General features: G+C 66.4%; 1 protein-coding gene. It reads left to right on the top strand.

Annotated elements, in window-relative coordinates; all coding sequences use genetic code 11:
* Positions 1–464, top strand: a 464-nt coding sequence (locus LZ017_RS21850; protein WP_241399037.1) for an ABC transporter ATP-binding protein, incomplete at both ends; no start/stop codon positions are given.

Raw genomic sequence — 464 nt, 5'->3', positions numbered from 1 at the left:
CAGGGGGCCTGGGAGCTGGCCAAGCAGGGGCTGGTGATGGTGCCGGAAGGTCGAGGGACCTTCACGCGCATGACCATCGTGGAGAACCTGCAGATGGGGGCCTACATCCGCAAGGACGACGAGATCGAGGCGGACGTGGAGAAGGTGTTCGGGCTGTTCCCGAGGTTGAAGGAACGGGCCAAGCAGCTGGCGGGGACCATGTCCGGCGGCGAGCAGCAGATGCTGGCGATGGGGCGTGCGCTGATGGCGAGGCCCAAGGTGCTGCTGCTGGACGAGCCGAGCATGGGGCTGAGCCCGATCATGGTGGACAAGATCTTCGAGGTGGTGGACGACATCCACCGGCAGGGGGTGACGGTGTTGCTGGTGGAGCAGAACGCGAGCCGCGCGCTGCAGCTGGCCAACCGGGGCTACGTGATGGAGAGCGGGCTGATCACGATGACGGGGCAGGGCGAGGACCTGCTCAA

The sequence above is a fragment of the Pelomonas sp. CA6 genome (genome assembly GCF_022549225.1).
GTDB lineage: Bacteria > Pseudomonadota > Gammaproteobacteria > Burkholderiales > Burkholderiaceae_C > Roseateles.
The sequence above is the reverse complement of the archived record's forward strand: the minus strand, read 5'-3'. Positions and strand labels throughout refer to the sequence as shown.